Below are 16069 nucleotides of genomic sequence, written 5' to 3'. Positions count from 1 at the left end.
CAGCATGCCCTCCTCGCGTTTTTCAAGGCCGTCTCTCAATGCCTGATTTCCAGCTCCGACAAGCCTCCAGCAAGGATCTCGACGCCCTGGTCTTGCTCGAAAACCGGTGCTTCGCCGAAGACCGGCTTTCCAGGCGTAGCTTCCGCCGCTTTCTGGAGATGCCCAGAGACCGCTTGATTGTGGCCGAGGCCGATGGCGAGCTGGTGGGCTACTGCCTGATTCTGATGAGCGCTGCCACCCGGCTCGCCCGAATCTACTCCATTGCGGTGTCTCCGGCTGTGCGTGGCCAGGGCGTGGGCGAAAAACTGGTACGGGAAGCAGAATCTGAGGCGGTGGACGCTGGCCGTATCATCATGCGCCTGGAAGTCCGCGAGGATAACAGAGGCGCCATCAACCTCTACAAGCGCCTGGGCTATCGCCAGTTCGGCACCTACCGGGACTATTACGAAGACCACGGAGACGCCCTTCGCTTCGAGCGACGGATTCTGTTCTACGAGCCTTCAAGAGAATTTCCGGCCGTTCCCTACTATCCGCAGACCACGGATTTCTCCTGCGGGCCGGCGGCGCTGATCATGGCGATGGCCGCTCTGGATGAACAGCAACCACTCACAACCCTGGAAGAACTCAGGCTTTGGCGGGAAGCGACCACCATATTTATGCTCGCCGGCCACGGCGGCTGCGGCCCACATGGACTGGCGCTCGCAGCGTGGAATCGGGGTTTTGAAGCCAGCGCCTGGATCAGCATGGAAGGAGCCCTTTTCAAGGACACCGTCAGAAGCGAGGACAAGAAGCGGGTACTGGAGCTGGTACACGAGGGCTTTTTACACGACATCGGCAAGACAGGCATTCAGCTACACCATGACCCGCTGACCCTTGAAGCGATGGAAGAAGCCCTTCACGAAGGCAGAATTCCGGTCATCCTGATCAGCACCTGGCAACTGAATCGCAGCCGCGTTCCCCATTGGGTCACCGTCTGCGCGATTGACGACCAGTTCGTGTACCTGCACGACCCGGAAATTGATACAGAACTCGGCGAAACCGTGGCCGACAAGCAGTACCTGCCAGTCGACCGCCGGGTGTTCAGCCAGATTTCACGGTACGGCAGGAACCAGCCATTGCAGGCTGCGATCATCGTAGGGCCCAAGCGACCGGCCTGATCAGCCGGTCCGCAGTGCCGCCTCTTTCAGCTCGGCGATATCATCCCGCAGACGCGCAGCCGTCTCGAAATCCAGTTCGGAAGCGGCCTTGTACATTTCATCCTCAAGCCGGGACACCTCCTTGAGGACCTCCTCCGGCGATCGATTGCCAGCCTTGGCCCGATACTGTTCCGCCTCTTCGGCTGCTTTCTGCCCCGGGCGCTCGGCCTTGCGACGGCCACGGCCGCCGCCTCCGGCACCTTCCATGATGTCGGCAATTTTCTTGTTCAGGCCCTGCGGGGTAATGCCCTGCTCCAGATTGTGAGCTTCCTGCTTGGCCCGGCGACGCTCTGTCTCATCAATAGCCCGCTGCATGGAGCCTGTAATCCGGTCACCGTAGAGAATGGCCTTGCCGTGAACATTCCGCGCCGCACGACCCATGGTCTGGATCAGTGAGCGCTCGGAGCGCAGGAAACCTTCCTTATCTGCATCCAGGATGGCCACCAGCGAAACCTCGGGCATGTCCAGACCTTCCCGCAGCAGGTTGATGCCCACCAGCACATCGAATTCCCCCCGCCGGAGGTCCCGGATGATCTCCACCCGCTCGACGGTATCGATGTCCGAGTGCAGATAGCGAACCTTGATGTCGTGTTCCATCAGGAAGTCGGTCAGATCCTCGGCCATACGCTTGGTCAGCGTGGTCACCAGAACCCGTTCCTTTACCTTCACCCGCGTGTGGATTTCCGAGAGCAGATCGTCCACCTGGGTAGACGCGGGACGCACCTCGATTTCCGGGTCCAGCAGGCCGGTGGGGCGCACCACCTGTTCCACCACCTGACCCGCATGCTCGGCCTCGTAAGTGGACGGGGTTGCGGATACGAAGATCATCTGGGGCGCAATTCGCTCCCACTCTTCAAACTTCATGGGTCGGTTATCCAGCGCCGATGGGAGGCGGAAACCGTACTCAACAAGGGTTTCCTTCCGGGACCGGTCGCCCTTGTACATGGCGCCGATCTGGGGAATGGTCACGTGAGATTCATCCACCACCAGCAAGGCATTGGGCGGCAGGTAATCAAACAGTGTCGGCGGTGCCTCACCTGGGCGGCGACCCGAGAGATAGCGCGAGTAGTTCTCGATGCCGTTGCAATAGCCCAGTTCCAGCATCATTTCGATGTCGTACCGGGTGCGCTCTTCCAGGCGTTGTGCTTCCACCAGGCGGTTGTTGTCCCGCAGCTGCTGCAGCCGCTCATCCAGCTCAACCTTGATATGCTCGACCGCATCCAACACCGTCTGCCGGGGCGTCACATAGTGCGATTTCGGGTAGATGGTGACCCGTGGCACTCGGCGCAGGACCTCACCGGTCAACGGGTCGAAATAGCTGAGATTCTCAACCTCGTCATCGAAGAGCTCGATGCGGATAGCTTCCTTCTCGGATTCCGCCGGGAATACATCGATCACATCGCCCCGAACCCGATAATTGGCCCGGTGGAACTCGATATCGTTCCTGGTGTACTGAAGTTCGGCCAGGCGCCGGAGGATGTATCGCTGATCGATCTGATCGCCCCGGTCCAGATGCAGCATCATCTTCAGGTAGGACTGGGGGTCACCGAGGCCGTAGATAGACGACACCGTCGCCACAATGATGGCATCCGGTCTTTCCAGCAATGCCTTGGTAGCAGATAGACGCATCTGCTCAATGTGCTCGTTGATAGAAGCGTCTTTCTCGATAAACGTGTCCGACGAGGGCACGTAAGCTTCTGGCTGATAGTAGTCGTAGTAGGAAACGAAATACTCCACCGCATTGTCGGGAAAGAACTCCTTGAACTCACCATAGAGCTGGGCGGCCAGGGTCTTGTTATGGGCCATGATGATGGTGGGCCGCTGGACCTGCTGGATGACATTGGCGATGGTGAAGGTTTTACCGGAGCCGGTTACCCCCAGCAACGTCTGGTGTGCCAGACCGGATTGGATACCATCCACCAGCCCTTCGATTGCCTTGGGCTGATCGCCCGCTGGCTGGAACGGCGAATCAACCTGGAACACACCCTCTCTGGCGGAAACGTTTGCCTGATTACTGGCCATAACTGGCGGAAACCTCCGGTAAAACCGACGCACGGGCGAAACAGCCCCTGCCATTCGAGAAATTTAGCGATACACTGGCTTCATGATACCATCAGTGCGATCGACGGCTGGGCGTAAATCAGCCAGCAGCTCTGGCACCCGGCGGTCGCAGCCCTATCAGACGCAGCTTTAAGGAGCGCAAGTTTGGACCTTCAACTTTCCAGCCGAGTACAGGCTATCAAGCCCTCTCCCACCCTCGCAGTCACCAACAAGGCCGCGGAACTCCGCGCAGCAGGCCAGGACATTATCGGCCTGGGTGCCGGCGAGCCGGACTTCGACACACCTGATCACATCAAACAGGCAGCCATTGAAGCCATCAATAACGGCCAGACAAAATACACTGCCGTGGATGGTACGCCAGCCCTGAAAAAAGCGATTATTGCGAAGTTCAAACGGGACAACGGCCTGGATTACGAAGCCAACCAGATACTGGTAAGCAGTGGTGGCAAACAGAGCTTTTTCAACCTCGCACTTGCCACACTGAACCCGGGTGACGAAGCCATCATCCCTGCCCCGTACTGGGTTTCCTACCCGGATATGGTGCTGGTGGCTGAAGGCAAACCCGTGATTATCGAAACCGGTGCTGAAACCCGCTTCAAGATCACTCCGGAGCAGCTGGAAAACGCGATTACCGAGCGTACCCGCCTGTTCGTGATCAATAGCCCCTCGAACCCGAGCGGCATGGCCTACACCCTCGAAGAGCTGCAGGCCATCGGCGAGGTGCTGAAGAAGCACCCGAACATCATGATCGCCACCGACGATATGTATGAGCCGATCCTCTGGACCGGCAAAGCGTTCTGCAACATCCTGAACGCCACGCCTGAGTTGTATGACCGCACCTTCGTCCTGAATGGCGTATCCAAGGCCTACTCCATGACTGGCTGGCGTATCGGCTACGCCGCGGGCCCGGCGAAAATCATCGGTGCAATGAAGAAGATCCAGTCCCAGAGCACCTCCAACCCGGCCTCCATCTCCCAGGCAGCGGCACAGGCTGCGCTGGATGGCGATCAGGGCTGCGTGGGCGAGATGGTCAAGGCCTTCAAGGAACGCCACGACTGGCTGGTAGAAGCACTGAACAAGCTGCCAGGCGTTGAATGCCTGAACGGCGACGGTACCTTCTATGTGTTCCCCAGCTTCCAGGGCGCCATCGATGCGGATTCCAGCGTCAGCACTGACGTTGAATTCGCCGAGAAACTGCTGACCGACGCCGGCGTGGCACTGGTCCCGGGTTCCGCCTTCGGTTGCCCTGGCCACATGCGCCTGAGCTTTGCGACCAGCATGGAAAACCTGGAAAAGGCTGTCGAACGCCTTCAGAAAGCGCTTGGCTAAAAAGTTCTGGCCAGGGGTTGACGGGGCGGTATTGCCAACTTAATATACGCGCCTCGTCACACGACGACGTTCCCCGATAGCTCAGTTGGTAGAGCAACGGACTGTTAATCCGTTTGTCGCTGGTTCGAGCCCAGCTCGGGGAGCCACTATTCTAAAAGCCCGCTAATTCTTTGAGTTAGCGGGTTTTTTATTGCCCCGCTTTTGATTCTATCTTTTGTTTTTGAGGTTTACTCCTGCCCTAGCCTGCTCGTTGGCGGGACTGGTGCGGCTGTCATGGCTTTCCAAAACACGCTACAAGCACGTCCGTGTGCGCTTGTTTCGGGCCGTCCATGGCCCTCTACAGTTTTGGAAAGCCATGACAGCCACACCGTTCGACGGTGTACGTATCCGCAAAACAGACAAAACTCTCACAGAAAGCAGATAGTCAGCAGATTGCAGTAGCCCACCGAACTCTGATGCAAGATATATCTGAGGAAGTTAGAAGAGGTGGTGTGGGGCCTCCCTCCCAAAAATGTCTGTGGCCAAGGATAGCCACAGCCAAGCGCACATGGATGTGCTCGTAGCGGTTTTTGGGAGGGAGGCCCCACACCACCAGACTCCAAACCATGCAAGCTAGGAGCCCAAATCAGACAAGAACCTAGAAACTAGGCGCCAATAACCTCAGAGTGAATAGCCTCCAAGGAAGCCAGCGGGTCAGACGCCTGAGTAATCGGACGGCCGATCACGAGGTAATCGGAACCGGCTTTGAGGGCATCTGTGGGCGTCATGATGCGCTGCTGGTCGCCTTTATCGGCCGTCAGGGGGCGGATACCCGGTGTGATCAGTTTGAAGTCGGCGCCCTGCTCGACTTTAAGCTTCGGTGCCTCCTGGGCGGAGCAGACGACGCCGTCGAGGCCGCAATTTTTGGTGAGGGTTGCCAGTCGGGACACCTGTGCTTCCGGGGAATCGGTGATGCCGATGCCGACGAGGTCGTCGGCGTTCATACTGGTGAGGACCGTGACGGCGATCAACAGCGGGCGATCCGCGCCAAAGCTTTCCAGACGTTCCCGACAGGCGGTCATCATTTTCTCGCCACCAGAGGCATGCACATTGACCATCCATACACCGAGATCGGCAGCGGCAGCAACTGCAGCTGAGGTGGTGTTCGGGATGTCATGGAATTTCAGGTCCAGGAATACGTCGAATCCACGCTTCTGAAGCCCTTCCACCAATTGCGGGCCGGAACGGGTGAACAGTTCCTTACCCACTTTCAGGCGGCATTTACCCGGGTCCAGTTTGTCGACCAGCTCAAGGGCAGGATTCTGGGAGGGAAAATCGAGGGCGACGATGATCTTGGGATCGTTAGCGGTTTGCACGTTCACTTGTCCTGCAGAAATTCAGTAAAGGTTTATTCGGCTTCAACACCCTGGATCGGGCGCACGGTTTCCCATTGCTTGCAGCTTGGGCAAAGCCAGTGCAGCTGACGGCCAGAGAAACCACAGCTGACACAGCGGTAGACGGGACGATTGGCGAGAATCAGGTGGCCAATACGGCTCACCAGCCTGCCCTCATCAGTGGTCATGCCCTTCTCATAGCCGGCCATTTCCACCAGCCTGAGCAAGCCACGGACACTCGGGCGGGTTTCCAGTTCCTGCCTGAGCAAGTCGATAGCAGCCGGTCGCCCCGAGGCGCGCTCGACAGACTCCACCAGAGCCAGCAACAAACTGGTGCTCGGGTAGTTTTCGTAAAGCTTGCGCAGTTTTTTCGCCAACCGGCCAATGTCGCCGTGCTCGTGCTCAAGCTTCATGAGCCGGTCGATGGCTTCCGGCCCAAACTCGGGGTTCTGTTCGAATACTTTCAGGCACTGGCTGCCTGCCTCGCGATAGCTGCCCTGACGAACCAGCAGCTTCATCATAATCAGATTGGCTCGCACGCAGGAGCGATCGTACTCAAGCGCCTCCTTGGCCAGTTTCTGGGCAGCCCAACGGTCGTCCTGTTTCAGGGACTCTTCCGACAGCTCGCATGTCAGGTAGGCCAGCACCTTGAACATTGCCGGGTCGGCGTCCCCACGTGTCAGCGTTCGGGCCACTTCGGCAGCCTTTGCCCATTCCTTTTCCTGTTGGTAGAGGTCGATGAGCTGCTGGGAGGAGTGCCGTCCGTAATCCTTGTCGCCCATCAACTGGTGCAGCAATGCCTCGGCGCGGTCAAGCAGCCCCGCGTTCAGGTAATCGCGGGCAAGCTCGAGAGTCACCTGCGGGGAGAATCTCGGGGGTAATTCGGGCCTGGCCAGTAGGTTCTGGTGGATCAGTATGGCGCGATCGGTTTCGCCCTTGTTGCGGAAATGGCTGCCAATGGAGAGGTGGAGACTGACAGTATCCTTGTTGACCGCAAGGGACTGGACGAAATTCTCAACCGCCTGGTCGGAGTAGTTCGTGAACAGGAACTGGAGACGGTCCTTCACCGATTCCTCATCGGAAATCGTTTTGCCGGATCGCCTGTCACCGCTTCCCAGCCGGCCCACAAGCCAGCCAACGGCGACTGCAACTGTCAGCAGCAGCCACTGTAATACGATATCCATTAAAGAGTCCGGTCGTTCTGGGCCCTGGATTTCTCCAATGCCTGCTCGGCGCGATCAAGTCGTTTCTGAAGGGTTCGCCGGGACACCGAGTTGCGAACGGTGGCCAGCATGGTCATCAGCACGCCAACAAGGGCACCGACAACAAATGCCATGATAATCCAGACAGCGACACCATGAGGTTGGGTTTCAAACAGCAGGAAGTTAAGGGAGACTGCCATTTGATTGTTGAGCGAGAATACCAATGCCAGCAGAACCAGGACCAAAACCAACAGAATAATGAGGATCTTCTGCAATCCTGCCATAGCAATAGCACTCCCAAAGGGCTTTTATGCCCGAATTATACGCGTTCCCTGAGCAGCTGTTAAAAGCCTTTCTTCAAGCTGTCGTTGACCTGCTCTCTCAATTCCTTGCCGGGTTTGAAGTGCGGCACATATTTGGCTGGCAACTGAACAGCCTCACCGGTTTTCGGATTGCGCCCGGTACGCGCGGCCCGGTGATGAAGGGAAAAACTGCCAAATCCCCGGATTTCTATTCTCTGACCATCGGCAAGCGACTGGGACATGTGCTCGATGATGGTTTTTACAGCCAGTTCGACATCTTTAACGGAGAGCTGAGTTTGCTTGGAAGCAATCAGCTCGACCAGTTCGGACTTCGTCATGAGGCGTTTCCCTCTTTCATTTTTATTCGGCCGTCGGTTACCGGATTCCCATGACTACCTAGTTTAGCCAAACCAGAAAAAAACACAAAAAAAACGGGCTCTTAGAGCCCGTTTTTTTCGTACCAACCGGAAGATTAGTCCTTGTTGGCGTTTTGCTGCTGCATCTGCTCCTTGATGAGATCACCGATGGTGGTCGCACCAGAGGAAGTTTCCGCAGTTTTGGTCCGCACGTTTTCCAGTGCCTGCTTGTCGTCCTCAACATCTTTGGACTTCACAGACAGGTTGATGATGCGGTTCTTGCGGTCGATGCTGATGATCTTCGCTTCAACTTCTTCGCCTTCCTTCAGCGCGTTGCGTGCATCTTCAACACGGTCACGGCTGATTTCAGAGGCTTTCAGTACCGCTTCAACTTCGTCGTTCAGAGCAATGGTAGCTGCCTTGGCATCAACTGCAGACACGGTGCCCTTAACAATAGAGCCCTTGTCGTTCAGCTGTACAAACTCGGCGAACGGATCGCTCTCGAGCTGCTTGATACCCAGGGAGATACGCTCACGCTCCGGATCAACAGACAGGATAACGGTTTCAACTTCGTCACCCTTCTTGTATTCACGAACCGCTTCTTCGCCAGTCTCGTTCCAGCTGATGTCAGACAGGTGAACCAGACCGTCGATGCCGCCATCCAGTCCGATGAAGATACCGAAGTCAGTGATTGACTTGATCTTGCCGGAGATGCGGTCGCCCTTGTTGAAGTTGCTGGAGAAATCTTCCCACGGGTTGGATACGCACTGCTTGATACCCAGGGAGATCCGACGACGCTCTTCGTCGATATCCAGAATCATCACGTCCACTTCGTCGCCAACCTGGACAACCTTGGACGGATGGATGTTCTTGTTGGTCCAGTCCATTTCGGAAACGTGAACCAGACCTTCAACACCTTCTTCCAGCTCAGCAAAGCAGCCGTAGTCGGTCAGGTTGGTAACGCGTGCCTTGACCTTGGAACCTTCCGGGTAACGACCCTTGATATCAACCCAGGGATCTTCGCCCAGCTGCTTCAGGCCGAGGGAAACACGGTTGCGCTCACGATCGAACTTCAGAACCTTGACGCTGATTTCGTCGCCAACATTAACGATTTCGCTCGGATGCTTGATGCGCTTCCAGGCCATATCGGTAATGTGCAGCAGGCCGTCAACACCACCCAGATCCACGAACGCGCCGTAGTCGGTCAGGTTCTTGACGATACCCTTGATTTCCATACCCTCGGTCAGGGTTTCCAGCAGAGCTTCACGCTCGGCACTGTTCTCAGCTTCCAGAACGGCGCGGCGGGAAACAACCACGTTGTTACGCTTCTGGTCGAGCTTGATAACCTTGAATTCGAGTTCTTTGTTCTCCAGGTGCGCGGTGTCGCGAACCGGACGAACATCTACCAGCGAGCCAGGCAGGAAGGCACGGATGCCGGCCAGATCGACGGTGAAGCCACCCTTGACCTTACCGTTGATGATACCTTTAACCACTTCCTCAGCTTCGAAGGACTTCTCGAGTACCTTCCAGGCTTCTGCACGCTTGGCCTTTTCACGGGACAGACGGGTCTCACCGAAGCCGTCTTCAACAGCGTCGAGAGCTACATCGACAACGTCGCCGATAGCAATTTCCAACTCGCCTTTTTCGTTAAGGAACTGGGAGGCGGGGATAACGCCTTCGGACTTCAGTCCGGCGTTAACGGTGACCCAGTCGTTATCGACGTCTACAACGGTTCCCTGGACGATGGAACCCGGTTGCATGTCAATTTCTTTTAGGCTTTCTTCAAAAAGATCCGCAAAGCTCTCGCTCATTATGAGTCCTATATGATCAACGCAAGTGTACTCCGTGCCACCAGCAACACGGTCTGTTAACAAGTTCCGGATTAAGCCTGTGGCTGGCAGATAACGCTACATCCGGCATTTCAACGACAAAAAGGTGTAGTCAGGCCTGACCTGCTGCGGCCATACACCTGTCTAACACCTCTTCTATACTCAATCCCGTAGAATCAATGACTTGCGCATCATCTGCGGGCTTGAGAGGGGCTGCGGAACGGTTCATATCCCGTTCATCACGAACCCGTATCTCCTCTAAAAGGGCGTCAATATTAACATCGACACCCGCGTCCTTCAACTGGCTATAGCGCCGTTGAGCCCTCTCCTCGGCGCTTGCCGTCAGGAAGATTTTTACCGGCGCGTCCGGAAACACCACGGTCCCCATATCACGGCCATCGGCCACAAGGCCCGGCGCCTGCCGGAAGTCCCGCTGGCGCTGCAAAAGGGCGTCACGGACCGACTGGATCACAGCCACCTTTGAAGCATTGTCGCCCGCCGATTCTGTACGTATATCTGCGGTCACGTCCTGCCCTGCCAGAACGACTTTTACCGGCTCACCTGCCGGCGTGGGCTCAAACGCCACATCCAGTCCGGCGGCGACTTTTACCAGCCCGCTCTCATCATCCATGGACACGCCCTGGCGAGCCGCGGCCAGCGCCGTCAGCCGATAAAGAGCACCACTGTCCAGAAGATGCCAGCCCAGCTTTCGGGCCAGCATCTGGGTAATCGTGCCTTTGCCGGAACCCCCGGGACCATCCACGGTGATCACCGGCGCACTGCTATCAACCATTATTCAGCCCCCTCGGCCGAGATATTGATTCCCGTTCCTTGCGCAAGTTCCACAAAACCGGGGAAAGACGTAGCCACATTGGCACAGTCGTTCACTGTAATGTCACCCGCAGCGCGCAGGGAAGCGACCGCAAAGGACATTGCGATGCGGTGGTCGCCGTGACTGTTCACGGTACCGCCACCGATGGTCTGACCACCATCGATAATAATGCCGTCCGGGGTTACGGTAGTGTCCACGCCCAATGCAGCAAGGCCATCTGCCATCACCTGGATCCGATCGCTTTCCTTGACCCGGAGTTCCTCAGCGCCACGCAAAACCGTGCGACCATTGGCGCAGGCCGCGGCGATGAATAGCACCGGAAATTCATCGATGGCCAGGGGCACCTGATCCTCAGGGATGTCGATACCCTGCAGCTCCGCCGAGCGGACCCGAAGGTCAGCAACCGGCTCACCACCGATTTCGCGCTCGTCCAGAATCTCGATATTGGCGCCCATCTGATTCAGGATGTTGATCACACCAACCCTGGTCGGGTTCATTCCAACGTGGCGAAGGATCAGATCGGAGCCCGGGGCGATACTGGCCGCGACCAGGAAAAATGCAGACGAAGAAATATCGGCAGGGACGTCAATATTGGTCGCCGTCAATTTGCCGCCGCCACTAACACTGGCGGTCGCGCCGTCCCGGTGGACGTGGTAGCCAAAGCCCGCCAGCATGCGCTCGGTATGATCGCGAGTAGGCGCCGGCTCGGTCACCGATGTACTGCCCTCGGCATAAAGCCCGGCCAGCAGAAGACACGATTTGACCTGGGCACTGGCCACCGGCATTTCATAGTGAATACCGGACAGCTTCTGGCCACCACGGATTTTCAGTGGCGGGCGCCCCCCTTCTGCGGTATCGATAACGGCGCCCATCGCCCTGAGAGGATCGGCAACCCGCCCCATCGGGCGACCGGAGAGACTCGCATCGCCGGTCAGCTCGGAATCAAAGGGCTGGGCCGCCAGCAAACCGGCGAACAGCCGCATGGCGGTTCCCGAGTTACCCAGATACAGAGGCCCGCGGGGGGCCTGAAGCCCGTGCATGCCAACACCATGGATGCGAACAAAGCCGTCGTCCGGGCCTTCAATGGTAACGCCCATATCCCGGAATGCCTGGAGCGTCGCCAGGCTGTCTTCACCCTCCAGAAACCCTTTCACTTCGGTTACGCCATCTGCCAGAGCACCCAGCATGATGGACCGGTGCGACATTGACTTGTCGCCGGGCACCCGGATATCACCGGTGATCGCGCCACCGGACTGAAGACGGAACGTTACCTGCTTTTCACTGTTGTTTGTCACGTAAGCCTGTCCTGAGAGCATCTTCGAAAAATGTTCACGCGCCGCCTTGGCGCGACTGAAAACCCGCAACAACGTGGCACTGTCCTGATTGGCAATGGCAGTGCGCAGTTGTTCGAGGTCGTGGGTAAAGTGGTCAATGACACGAAGAACCGCATCACGGTTCGACAGAAAAATATCGTGCCACATCACCGGATCGCTGGCCGCAATCCGGGTGAAATCCCTGAAGCCACCGGCGGCGTACCGGAAGATGTCCATGTTCTCATCTTCACCCGCCAGGGTATCTACCAGGGAGAACGCGATCAGGTGAGGCAAGTGGCTGGTGGCTGCCAGCACCTCATCGTGATACGCCACCGACATGGTCAGCACCGTGGCACCGCAGCCCTCCCAGAGCCCTTGCAGGCGAGCCAGGTGGGGCTGGCTGACATTGTCCGGCGGCGTAAGGATGACCTTGTGGTTGGCGAAAAGCTCGGGATTTGCCGCCCGGATGCCACTCTTCTCGGAACCGGCAATGGGATGACCGGGAATAACCAGAGGCGACAAGCCGCCGAACACGGCCTCAACATCGGCTACGAAGCTGGATTTGGTACTACCGACATCGGTGAGTATCGCGTCCGGCTCCAGAGACGGGCGAATCTGCTCAAGAACCGCGCGTGTTGCTCGTACCGGAACGGCAAGCACAACCAGGTCCGCGCCACGAACTGCATCAGACACCGTTGACGCCGCCTGATCGATCACACCCAACTCTTTACCGAGCTGCAGTTCCTCAGTGCGATGATCCGCACCAACAACCGTACCCGCAAGCCCATTGCGACGGATCGCGCAGGCCAGGGAGCCGCCAATCAGCCCCAGGCCAATCACCGCTACCCGTTTAAACAGAGGCTCGGACGGCGCCATATCAGTCGCTCAACCCCGAGGCCGCCAGGGCCTGCGCCAGTGCATCAATAAAGCGCTCGTTTTCTTCCTGAAGCCCGACAGAAACCCGAAGATGCCGGGGCATACCATAACCGCCGATGGGCCGAACAATCACGCCGTGGGCCAGCAGGGACTGGTACACGCCCATGGCCTGCTCCCCCACTTCCACGGCAACAAAGTTCCCGGCTGACGGGATGTAACTGAGCCCCATCCGGTCGAATGCCTCCTGCAACTGACGCAGACCGGCTGTGTTCACATCCCGGGAACGCTGGAGATAGTCTTCATCCTCAAGCACAGCCGTGGCCGCAGACAGGGCAACCGTATCCACGTTGAATGGCTGACGCACCCGGTTAAGAATGTCTGCGATGGCCGGCGAGGAGATACTGTAACCTACCCGCAGAGCCGCCAGCCCCCAGGCTTTGGAGAACGTGCGGCAAACGATGAGATTCGGGAAACGGGCCAACAGCTCGACACCGTCCGGGTATTGATCACCGGTCAGGTATTCACAGTAGGCCTCATCCAGAACCACAAGCACGTTCTCGGGGATTTTCTTCAGGAACGCCTCGATGGCGTCCGCCGTGTGAACGGTACCCGTCGGGTTGTTCGGGTTGGCGACAAACACGAGGCGAGTGCGATCAGTAACCGCTACGGCCATGGCGTCCAGATCGTGCCCCCATTCCCGGGCAGGCACAGACACACCCCTGGCACCGATGGCCTGTGTCACCAGGGGGTAGACAGCGAACGCGTACTGGGAGAAAACCACTTCGGAATCTGCATCGGCGAAACAACGGGTAATGACTTCCAGTACATCGTTGGAGCCGTTACCAAGGGTAATCTGATCCATCCCGACGTTCAGACGCTTCGAAAGCGCCTGCTTCAGGTTGAATCCGTTGCCATCGGGATACAGACAAAGCTCGGAGAGGGCCTGCCGCGCGGCCGACAGCGCTTTTTCGCTCGGCCCCAGCGGGTTTTCGTTGCTCGCCAGCTTGATGATCTCTGCCGGATTGAGGCCAAGCTCACGGGCCAGCTCTTCAATCGGCTTGCCCGGCTGATACGGTGAGAGGGCCTGTACGCCGCGAACCGCCAGGCTCTGGTAATCAATGGCCATAAATCGTCCTCGACACTCTTTGCTCAGAAACGCAGGTGCAGATACTTACAGAACGCCAATCGGGTAGGAACCCAGGCGTTTGAGCTCAACGGCCTCTTCATCCACTTCTGCCAGAACCTTCCGGACCTGTTCGTCTTCCATATGTCCCTCAAAATCGATGTAGAACACATAGGCCCAGGTGCCACTTGGCGAGGGCCGCGTTTCGATTCTGGTCAGGCTGAGCCCGTGACGATGGAACGGCTCGAGGAGCTGATACAGGGCCCCCGGTTTGTTGCGCATGGACACCAGGATAGACGACTTGTCGTGGCCACTGGCAGGCACTTCCTCCCGGCCAATGATCAGGAAGCGTGTGGTATTGTCCGGGCGATCCTCAATACTGTTCGCCAGCTTCTGCAGGCCATAGAGCTCGGCCGCCATATCACCGGCAATAGCCGCCGTGCCGGGCTCCTCGGCTGCGCGCCGGGCCGCTTCCGCATTGCTGGAGACGGTAACCCGCTCGATGCCGTAGCGGTGGGTGTCCAGCCATTGCCGGCATTGGGCAAACGATTGCTGATGGGAATAAATCCGTGTGATTTCCTGGTCGCCATGCTTCGGAGACACAAGCAGGTGATGGTGAATCCGCAGCTGAACCTCGCCGCAGATCTTCAGCGGCGAGGACATGAACATATCCAGGGTGTGGTTGATCATACCCTCGGTCGAGTTTTCGACCGGCACCACGCCGTAATGAGCAGCGCCGGATTCGACCTCCCGGAATACCGCATCAATGGCCGGCAAAGGCACGCTGACCACCGAGTGACCAAAATGCTTGAGCGCTGCCGCCTGTGTGAAGGTGCCAATCGGACCCAGGAAGGCAATGTGCATGGGCTTTTCCAGCGCCAGGCAGGCCGACATGATTTCCCGGAACAGACGGGCCATTTCCTCACCCGACAGCGGCCCCGGATTCTGTTCCTTGATGCGGCGAAGCACCTGGGCCTCCCGCTCGGGGCGATAGAAAAAGACGTCCTGCCCCGGATTGGCGGTCATTTTAACGTGCGCCACTTCCTGGGCACAGGCGGCCCTGGCACTGATCAGCTCCATGATCTTCTGATCAAGTTGATCGATCTCGTCCCGCAGCTCTCCGAGCCGAACCTGCTCATCACTCATGATCAGCCACGCTCCTTCGCAAATTCGGTCATGTAGTCGATCAGTGCATCGACACCGGCTTCTGGCATCGCGTTGTAGATGCTCGCACGCATTCCGCCAACCGACCGGTGGCCGGCCAGGTTCAGCAGGCCACGGGCATTGGCACCCTTCAGGAATTCACCGTTCAGGGCATCATCCGCCAGCGTGAATGGTACGTTCATCCAGGAGCGGAAGCGCGGATCAATCGGGTTGGCGTAAAACTCGTTGGTATCGATGAAATCGTAGAGCTTGCGGGCCTTGCGCAGGTTGATTTCACCCATGGCCTTCACACCGCCCTGCTCTTTCAGCCACTTGAACACCAGACCGGCCAGATACCAGGAATAGGTCGCCGGCGTGTTGTACATGGAGCCGTTATCTGCGATCACCTGATAATTCATCATGGTCGGGGTCTCCTGGCGGGCCTTACCCAGGAGATCCTTGCGGATAATGACCACCACCAATCCCGAGGGACCGATGTTCTTCTGGGCACCGGCATAGATCACACCGAACCTGGAGACGTCCACCGGCCTCGACAGCATTGATGAGGACATGTCGGCAACCAGCGGCGCGCCCGGGCTATCCGGAATAAAACCGAATTCCAGGCCACCGATGGTCTCGTTGGGCGTGTAGTGCAGATAAGCCGCGTCGGCACTGGTCTGCCACGAGGATTGATCCGGAATCGTGGTAAAGCCACTGTCTTCCGAACTCGCCACCACGTTCACCTTGCCATAGCGACTGGCCTCGGCAATGGCCTTCTTGGACCAGATGCCAGTGTTCACGTAGTCCGCAGAGCCTTTTTCGCCCAGCAGATTCAGAGGAATGGTGGAAAACTGGCTGGACGCCCCACCCTGCATGAAAAGAACCGCGTAGTCGTCCGACACGCCGGCCAGTTCACGCAGATCTTTTTCTGCAGTTTCGGCAATCTGGACAAACTCGTCGCTGCGATGGCTCATTTCCATCACCGACATGCCGGTACCGCGCCAGTCGAGCATTTCATCCCGCGCCTGACGAAGCACGCTCTCCGGCAAGGTGGCCGGACCTGCACAAAAGTTATACGCCCTGCTCATGTTGCTGCTTTCTCTCAAGTCTTGCTGAATCTGTCCGTGGCAAGTG

Annotated in this window: 13 protein-coding genes and 1 tRNA gene; 3 read left to right on the top strand and 11 right to left on the bottom strand. The window is 57.8% G+C overall.

What is annotated here, in order from left to right; all coding sequences use genetic code 11:
• Nucleotides 1-38: 38 nt before the first annotated feature.
• A complete protein-coding gene (rimI, locus tag ACP86_RS17885) occupies nucleotides 39-1157 on the top strand; it encodes a ribosomal protein S18-alanine N-acetyltransferase (protein ID WP_053114955.1) in 1119 nt (372 codons plus the stop codon).
• Here rimI and uvrB read toward each other — a convergent pair whose 3' ends face one another.
• Nucleotides 1158-3218, bottom strand: a complete 2061-nt coding sequence (uvrB, locus tag ACP86_RS17880) for an excinuclease ABC subunit UvrB (protein WP_053114954.1) — start codon at nucleotides 3216-3218, stop codon at nucleotides 1158-1160.
• Nucleotides 3219-3401: 183 nt separating this feature from the next.
• On the opposite strand from uvrB, the gene ACP86_RS17875 reads away from it, so the two are divergent.
• Together ACP86_RS17875 and ACP86_RS17870 are read left to right on the top strand one after the other, a co-directional pair.
• Nucleotides 3402-4586 carry a pyridoxal phosphate-dependent aminotransferase gene (locus tag ACP86_RS17875; protein ID WP_008172055.1) on the top strand — a complete coding sequence of 395 codons (1185 nt, stop codon included), beginning with the start codon at nucleotides 3402-3404 and terminating at the stop codon, nucleotides 4584-4586.
• Between the two features lie 70 nt (nucleotides 4587-4656).
• A tRNA-Asn gene (locus tag ACP86_RS17870) sits at nucleotides 4657-4732 on the top strand.
• Between the two features lie 498 nt (nucleotides 4733-5230).
• On the opposite strand, the gene pyrF is transcribed toward ACP86_RS17870, so the two are convergent.
• From pyrF to serC, 10 genes are all read right to left on the bottom strand, one after another.
• Nucleotides 5231-5941 (bottom strand): orotidine-5'-phosphate decarboxylase, encoded by a 711-nt coding sequence (gene pyrF / locus ACP86_RS17865; protein WP_053114953.1) that lies wholly within the window; start codon nucleotides 5939-5941, stop codon nucleotides 5231-5233.
• A gap of 32 nt (nucleotides 5942-5973) precedes the next feature.
• The gene (gene lapB, locus ACP86_RS17860; protein ID WP_008172059.1) at nucleotides 5974-7143 is read right to left on the bottom strand and encodes a lipopolysaccharide assembly protein LapB; all 1170 of its coding nucleotides are present in this window, start codon (nucleotides 7141-7143) and stop codon (nucleotides 5974-5976) included.
• Complete coding sequence (locus ACP86_RS17855; RefSeq protein ID WP_008172060.1) at nucleotides 7143-7445, bottom strand: LapA family protein; 303 nt, start codon at nucleotides 7443-7445, stop codon at nucleotides 7143-7145. The genes lapB and ACP86_RS17855 overlap by 1 nt, the downstream gene beginning before the upstream one ends.
• A 59-nt stretch (nucleotides 7446-7504) precedes the next feature.
• On the bottom strand, nucleotides 7505-7801 hold the full coding sequence (locus ACP86_RS17850; protein ID WP_008172061.1) for an integration host factor subunit beta: 297 nt from the start codon (nucleotides 7799-7801) through the stop codon (nucleotides 7505-7507).
• A 134-nt stretch (nucleotides 7802-7935) separates the two neighbouring features.
• A complete protein-coding gene (gene rpsA / locus ACP86_RS17845; protein WP_014576794.1) occupies nucleotides 7936-9630 on the bottom strand; it encodes a 30S ribosomal protein S1 in 1695 nt (564 codons plus the stop codon).
• Between the two features lie 130 nt (nucleotides 9631-9760).
• Complete coding sequence (cmk, locus tag ACP86_RS17840) at nucleotides 9761-10441, bottom strand: (d)CMP kinase (RefSeq protein ID WP_008172064.1); 681 nt, start codon at nucleotides 10439-10441, stop codon at nucleotides 9761-9763.
• On the bottom strand, nucleotides 10441-12669 hold the full coding sequence (locus ACP86_RS17835) for a bifunctional prephenate dehydrogenase/3-phosphoshikimate 1-carboxyvinyltransferase (protein WP_008172065.1): 2229 nt from the start codon (nucleotides 12667-12669) through the stop codon (nucleotides 10441-10443). The genes cmk and ACP86_RS17835 overlap by 1 nt, the downstream gene beginning before the upstream one ends.
• Nucleotide 12670: 1 nt before the next feature.
• On the bottom strand, nucleotides 12671-13795 hold the full coding sequence (gene hisC, locus ACP86_RS17830) for a histidinol-phosphate transaminase (RefSeq protein ID WP_008172066.1): 1125 nt from the start codon (nucleotides 13793-13795) through the stop codon (nucleotides 12671-12673).
• A gap of 45 nt (nucleotides 13796-13840) precedes the next feature.
• On the bottom strand, nucleotides 13841-14938 hold the full coding sequence (gene pheA, locus ACP86_RS17825) for a prephenate dehydratase (protein WP_008172067.1): 1098 nt from the start codon (nucleotides 14936-14938) through the stop codon (nucleotides 13841-13843).
• A 2-nt stretch (nucleotides 14939-14940) separates the two neighbouring features.
• Nucleotides 14941-16023, bottom strand: coding sequence for a 3-phosphoserine/phosphohydroxythreonine transaminase (serC, locus tag ACP86_RS17820; RefSeq protein WP_008172068.1), 1083 nt, complete (start codon nucleotides 16021-16023; stop codon nucleotides 14941-14943).
• Nucleotides 16024-16069: the final 46 nt, after the last annotated feature.

It is taken from the genome of Marinobacter sp. CP1 (assembly GCF_001266795.1).
Classification (GTDB): Bacteria; Pseudomonadota; Gammaproteobacteria; order Pseudomonadales; family Oleiphilaceae; genus Marinobacter; species Marinobacter flavimaris.
This window is presented reverse-complemented; position numbering and strand designations above follow the sequence as displayed.

Coding starts and splice junctions, on each gene's coding strand:
- rimI (WP_053114955.1), top strand. CDS start 39: ATGCCTGATTTCCAGCTCCGACAAGCCTCCAGCAAGGATCTCGACGCC.
- uvrB (WP_053114954.1), bottom strand. CDS start 3,218: ATGGCCAGTAATCAGGCAAACGTTTCCGCCAGAGAGGGTGTGTTCCAG.
- lapB (WP_008172059.1), bottom strand. CDS start 7,143: ATGGATATCGTATTACAGTGGCTGCTGCTGACAGTTGCAGTCGCCGTT.
- ACP86_RS17855 (WP_008172060.1), bottom strand. CDS start 7,445: ATGGCAGGATTGCAGAAGATCCTCATTATTCTGTTGGTTTTGGTCCTG.
- ACP86_RS17850 (WP_008172061.1), bottom strand. CDS start 7,801: ATGACGAAGTCCGAACTGGTCGAGCTGATTGCTTCCAAGCAAACTCAG.
- rpsA (WP_014576794.1), bottom strand. CDS start 9,630: ATGAGCGAGAGCTTTGCGGATCTTTTTGAAGAAAGCCTAAAAGAAATT.
- cmk (WP_008172064.1), bottom strand. CDS start 10,441: ATGGTTGATAGCAGTGCGCCGGTGATCACCGTGGATGGTCCCGGGGGT.
- ACP86_RS17835 (WP_008172065.1), bottom strand. CDS start 12,669: ATGGCGCCGTCCGAGCCTCTGTTTAAACGGGTAGCGGTGATTGGCCTG.
- hisC (WP_008172066.1), bottom strand. CDS start 13,795: ATGGCCATTGATTACCAGAGCCTGGCGGTTCGCGGCGTACAGGCCCTC.
- pheA (WP_008172067.1), bottom strand. CDS start 14,938: ATGAGTGATGAGCAGGTTCGGCTCGGAGAGCTGCGGGACGAGATCGAT.
- serC (WP_008172068.1), bottom strand. CDS start 16,023: ATGAGCAGGGCGTATAACTTTTGTGCAGGTCCGGCCACCTTGCCGGAG.